At 72.7% G+C, this 6,100-nt stretch carries 3 protein-coding genes; 2 read left to right on the forward strand and 1 reads right to left on the reverse strand.

The window, feature by feature from the left end:
• Positions 1–2,203: MMPL family transporter (locus tag AB8Z75_RS30170; RefSeq protein ID WP_369207521.1), on the reverse strand; the 2,203-nt coding region annotated here is incomplete at its 3' end.
• A 147-nt stretch (positions 2,204–2,350) separates the two neighbouring features.
• On the opposite strand from AB8Z75_RS30170, the gene AB8Z75_RS30175 reads away from it, so the two are divergent.
• Together AB8Z75_RS30175 and AB8Z75_RS30180 are read left to right on the forward strand one after the other, a co-directional pair.
• Positions 2,351–5,695, forward strand: a complete 3,345-nt coding sequence (locus AB8Z75_RS30175) for a S41 family peptidase (protein WP_369207523.1) — start codon at positions 2,351–2,353, stop codon at positions 5,693–5,695.
• 124 nt (positions 5,696–5,819) lie between these two features.
• Positions 5,820–6,008 carry a hypothetical protein gene (locus AB8Z75_RS30180; protein WP_114024529.1) on the forward strand — a complete coding sequence of 63 codons (189 nt, stop codon included), beginning with the start codon at positions 5,820–5,822 and terminating at the stop codon, positions 6,006–6,008.
• The last annotated feature ends 92 nt before the right edge of the window (positions 6,009–6,100 follow it).

The following is a 6,100-nucleotide window of genomic DNA, read 5'->3' on the forward strand; positions in this document are numbered from 1 at the left end:
GGACATCAGGGGCTGGAGAGGCGAGGGTGGCGCGGAGACGTTCACCCTCGACGTCGACGGAAGGCAACACCCGGTCGAGCCACCGCGGCAGCCACCACGCCCGCCGCCCCAACAGGGCAAGAACCGCCGGCACGAGAGCCATCCGTACGACGAACGCGTCGAAGAGGATGGCGATGGCGAGCCCGAAGCCCATCATCTTGATCATGGGTTCGGAGGCCCCGATGAACCCGGCGAACACGCTGATCATGATGACCGCGGCAGCGGTCACCACGCGGGCGCCCAGCCGGAAGCCGCTGACGATGGCCTGTCCTGGCCCTTCGCCGTGGACGTACGCCTCGCGCATCCGGGTCACGAGGAAGACCTCGTAGTCCATGGCGAGCCCGAAGATCACTCCGATCATGAAGATCGGCATCATGCTCATGATCGGCCCGGTCTGTTCGACGCCGATGAGGCCGGCCAGCCAGCCCCACTGGAAGACGGCGACCACGGCGCCCAGTGCGGCCAGCACGGACAGCAGGAAGCCGAGGGCGGCTTTCAGCGGGATGAGGACGGACCGGAAGACGATCATCAGCAGGAGGAAGGCCAGCCCGACCACGAGCGCCAGGTAGGGCACGAGGGCGTCGTTCATGACCTGGGAGAAGTCGATGGCGACCGCTGTCGAGCCGGTGAGCAGCAGGGTGGCTCCGGTGCGCTGGTGGATGTCGCCGGCCTGGTCGCGGATGGCGTGCACGACGTTCTCGGTGCGGCTGTCGCCGGGCCCGTAGGCGGGGACGGCGGTGAGGGTGGCGGTGTCGCCGCTGTCGTTGAAGGCCGGCGGGCTGACGGCGACGACCCCGTCGGTCTGTTCGAGCCGCTGGGCGATCTCGGCCGCGGCTGCCTCGGGGTCCGCGGCATCGCGCAGGTCGGTGACGGCCGTGAGGGGACCGTTGAAGCCGGGGCCGAAGCCGTCGGCGAGCAGGTCGTAGGCCTTGCGCTGGGTGGTGTCGGGCGGCTGGTTGCCCTCGTCGGGCAGGCCGAGCTTCATGGCACCGACGGGCAGTGCCAGGGTGCCCAGCGCCAGCACGGCGGTCACGAGGACCAGTACGGGGCGGCGCAGCACGAACCCCGCCCACCTGGCGCCGGCTTTCGGCCGTTGGCCTGCCGCGTCGGCGGCGGGCGGTGTTCCGGTGACCGGGTTGGCCTTGCGTACCCGGCGGCCGAAGATCCGTTTGCCTGCCATGCCCAGTGCCGCCGGCACGAGGGTGAGGGCGACCAGGACGGCGATGACCACGGTGCCCGCGGCGGCGAGCCCCATCTTGGTGAGGATCGGGATGTTGACGACCGACAGGCCCACCAGGGCGATGACGACGGTGAGTCCCGCGAAGACGACGGCGGACCCTGCCGTGCCGACCGCGCGTCCTGCCGCTTCCTCGCGCGCGCGTCCCTCGGTCAGCTCGGCGCGGTAGCGGGAGGCGATGAAGAGGGCGTAGTCGATGCCGACGGCGAGGCCGATCATCATGGCCAGTGTCGTGGTGTTGGCCGACAGGCCGAGTGTGGCGCCGAGCGCGGCGATGGAGGAGATGCCGATCATCACCCCGATCAGCGCGGTGACCAGCGGCAGTCCCGCGGCTATCAGCGAGCCGAAGGTGAGGACGAGCACGATCGCGGCCACGGCGATGCCGATGATCTCCGCGTTGCCCATCTCGGGTTCGACGAGGAGGGCGTCGCCGCCGGTCTCGGCGGTGAGTCCGGCCGCGCGTGCCGAGCGTGCGGCGTCCTCGATGGTCTCGCGGGTGGCGTCGGTGATGTCCTGGGCGGGGACCTTGTAGGTGACGGAGGCGTAGGCCGTGCTGCCGTCCTTGCTGACCGCCCCGCTTCCCTTGGCGAAGGGGTCGGTGACGGCAGCCGCCTGGCCGCCGCCCAGTTTCCCGACCGTCTCGGTGACGGCGGCCCTGTTGTCGGCGGCGGTGATCTTCTCGCCGGTGGGAGCGCGGAAGACCATGCGCGCCGTGGCGCCCTCGGCGTTGGCGTCGGGGAAGCGCTCCTCCAGGACGTCGAAGGCCTTCTGGGCCTGTGTCCCGGGGAGTGCGAAATCGTCGTCGGGCGGGGCGGAGGCGGTGGACGCGCCTGCCCCGGCCGCGACGAGCAGCGCCACCCATACGAGGGCGACGATGCGGCGCCGCCGGAAGGCGAGTCTGCCGAGCCTGTACAAAAACGTGGCCACGAGAGGTTCTCCGGTCTCGGGGTCGGACAGGGCGAAGAAAAAAATGAGAGTTCATGTCAATCGACGCCCTCTCGCAGAATCAGGGTGACTCGGCGACGGAAATGAGGGGTACGTCACAACTTGCTGATGGCCACCGCGGCCCGAACCATGGGAGGGATGATCGACGACGGCGCGTACCTCCGTTTTCCGCACCTGCACAGCGACCGGCTCTGCTTCGTGGCCGAGGACGACCTGTGGCTCGCCGCGCTGCCCGGGTCGGGGGAGCCGTCCGGGCGGGCGTGGCGGCTGACCGTCGACCGCACGCGCGTCGGGCACCCCCGCTTCTCCCCGGACGGGCGGCGCGTCGCCTTCACCACCTGGCGCAGCCTCGACCCCGAGGTCCATCTGGTGCCGGTGGAGGGCGGCCCCGCGCGGCAGCTGACGTACTGGGGCGCCACGGACACGCGGGTGTGCGGCTGGACCCCGGAGGGCGACGTGCTGGCCGTGGCCTCGCACGGCGAACCGTTCGCGCACCGCGCCTGGTCCTACCGCATCCCCGTGGAGGGCCCCGACGGGCCGCCCGCCGACCGTCCTGACGCCCCCTGTCCGGGCAGCAGACTGCCGTGGGGTCCGGTCTCGGACATCGCCGTCGCCGAGCAGGAGGGCGAGCGGCGCACCCTGCTGCTGACGGGTACGCCGCCGCACGAGCCCGCGAGCTGGAAGCGGTACCGGGGCGGCGCCACGGGGCGGATGTGGTTGCAGGGCGAGCGGCTGCTGCCCGGCCTCGAGGGGCACCTGGACGCGGTGATGCTGGTCGGCGGGCGGGTCGCCTTCCTCTCCGACCACGAGGGCGTCGGCAACCTGTACTCCTGCCGGCCTGACGGCTCGGACCTGCGCCGCCACACCGATCACGACACCTTCTACGCCCGGCACGCCGCCACCGACGGGCGGCGGGTCGTCTACCAGTGCGCGGGCGACCTGTGGCTGGTCGACGACTTCGCGCGCACGGCCCGTCCCCGGCGGCTCGACGTGCGGCTGGGCGGGCAGCGCGCCGGGCGGCGCCCGTACCAGGTGCCGGCGGGCGCGCACCTGGACGGGCTGGCCGTCGATCACACGGGCCGGGCGAGCGCGGTGGCGGTACGCGGCAGCCTGTACTGGCTCACGCACCGCGACGGTCCCGCGCGGGCCATCTCCGACACCCCGGGGGTGCGGACGCGGTTGCCCGAGATGCTGGGCGGCACCGGGCGGATCGCCCATGTCACGGACGCGGACGGCGAGGACGCCATCGAGATCACCGACCTGCCCCGCGCCTCCCGGCAGCGGCCCGCCTACCGGGTGGCCGGCGGGCGGCTCGGCCGGGTACTCGAACTGGTGGCCTCTCCCTCGGGGGAGCGGCTGGCCGTCGTCGCGCACGACGGGCGGCTGCTGATCGTCGACGTGCCGGACCTCGACCCGGAGACGTCCGCGCCCGAGGCCACGATCACCGAGGTCGTACGGTCGCACAACGGCCCCGTGCACGACCCCGCCTTCTCCCCGGACTCGCGGTGGCTGGCGTGGGCGCATCCGGGGGTGGGGCGGTCGCTGTCCTGCATCAGGCTGGCGAAGGTCGCCGAGGGGCAGGCGCCGGAAGCGGAGCGGACGATCCTCGACGTCACGGACGGGCGGTTCGAGGACGAGCAGCCCGTCTTCACCCGGGACGGGCGCTATCTGGCCTTCCTGTCGTGGCGCGGCTTCGATCCGGTCTACGACGTGCACACGGGCGACCTCTCCTTCCCGCTGGGCTGCCGCCCCTACCTGGTGCCGCTGGCCTCGGCGACGCTCTCGCCCTTCGCACTCACCCCGGAGGGCCGCCCCGCCGCGGGCGGACTCGACCCGCAGGACCGGGTGGGCGCGGGCGGGGACGAGGAAGGGCCCGAGGTGCCGGTGATCGTGGAGGCGGAAGGCCTGGCGAACCGCGTGACGCCGTTCCCGGTGACCGCCTCCAAGTACACGGCGCTGTGCCCGGTGGCGGGCGGCGGGCTGATCTGGCTGCGGTTCCCCATCTCGGGCGCCCTGGGCGAGACCTTCGTCAACCCGGCCGACACCTCGGGCCGGCCCACGCTGGAGCACTTCGACCTGACCACCGCCAAGCGCACCGAGCTGACCAGCGACATCGACTGGTTCGCGCTCAGCGGGGACGGCACCCGGCTGGTCGTCAACGACGAGGGGATACTCCGCGTCGTCCCGGCCGAACAGCAGGCCGACTCCGACAGCACCACCTACATCGACATGCGCCGCGTCCTCCACGACGTCGACCCGGCCGCCGAGTGGCGGCAGGCCTACGCGGAAGCCGGGCGGCTGATCAGGGCGTACTTCTGGGACCCGGGCATGAGCGGCGTCGACTGGGACGCCGTCTTGGACCAGTACCGCCCGCTGGTCGAACGCGTCGCCTCCCCCGACGAGTTCGCCGACCTGCTGCGCGAGGTCCTCGGCGAACTCGGCACCTCGCACGCCTACGTCACCCCCGCGCGGCGGGACGAGGGTCCACCGCACTACCAGCGGCCCATCGGCTTCCTCGGCGCCGACCTGATCCGCACCCCCGAGGGCGACTGGCAGATCGGCCGCATCCTGCCGGGCAACTCCTCCGACTCGCGCGCCCGCTCCCCGCTGGCCGCCTCACCCGTGCGCGAGGGCGCGCTGCTCACCCACGTCGACGCCCGCCCCGTCGACCCGCACAGCGGGCCCGCGCCCCTGCTGGCCGCGGCGGGCGGCACCACCGTCGAACTCACCCTGGAGCAGGCGGGCCCGCGCCGGGTCGCCGTCGTCCCGCTGATCGACGAACGCCCGCTGCGCTACCAGGACTGGGTGGCCCGCCGCCGCGACGTCGTCCGCGAGCTGAGCGGCGGGCGGTGCGGCTACCTGCACATCCCCGACATGGGCGGTTCGGGGTGGGCACAGTTCAACCGCGACCTGCGCCTGGAGGTCTCCCGGCCGGCGCTGATCGTGGACGTGCGGGGCAACGCGGGCGGCCACATCAGCGAGCTCGTCCTGGAGAAGCTGACCCGCACCATCCTCGGCTGGGACCTCACCCGCAACGCCGAGCCCGTCTCGTACGCCAGCAACGCGCCGCGCGGGCCCGTGGTCGCCGTCGCCGACGAGGCCACCGCCTCCGACGGCGACATGATCATCGCCGCGTTCCGGCAGCTCGGCCTCGGGCCTGTCGTCGGCGCCCGCACCTGGGGCGGCGTCGTCGGCATGACAGGGCGGCACCGGCTCGGCGACGGGACGGTGATCACCGTGCCGATGAACGCGGCCTGGTTCGAGGGCTTCGGGTGGTCGGTCGAGAACCGCGGCGTCGACCCCGACATCGAGGTCCTGCGGACGCCCCTCGACTGGGCCGAGGGGCGCAGTTCCGTCCTGGGGAGCGCCGTGACCACCGCACTCGACCTGCTGGAGCGGCACCCCGCGCGGACGCCGCCCGACTACCGGGACGTCCCGGACCGGTCACGGCCACCGCTGCCGCCCCGCCCCTGAGCACGTGAGCACGTGAGCACGTAAAAAATGCCCGGGCGGTTCGCCCGTTTGGCGCGGAATGCACTCTTCGCACCGGCGTGCGAGGGTGGAAGGAGCCCTTCAGGACAACACCGAAGGAGTACCGATGGGCCTCGCAGACCAGTTCAAGGACAAGATGGGGCAGCTCCAGCACAAGGGCAAGGAGAAGAGCTCCGGCGAGAAGTCGTCCGACGACCGCGGGCAGCAGGTCCGCGAGAAGGGCGAAGAGATGAAGGACAAGGCGCAGGACCGCGCGCAGGAGTGGCAGGAGAAGCGGGACAAGGGCAACCAGTAAGCCCTCGCACCCCTTCCCCGCGCCCCTTCCCGTGACGGGTGCGACCCGGGCCCCCCCCCCCAGGCAGGCAGGGAAGGGGCGCGGGGAAGGGG

Source organism: Streptomyces sp. PU-14G, from assembly GCF_041028275.1.
Taxonomy (GTDB): Bacteria; Actinomycetota; Actinomycetes; order Streptomycetales; family Streptomycetaceae; genus Streptomyces.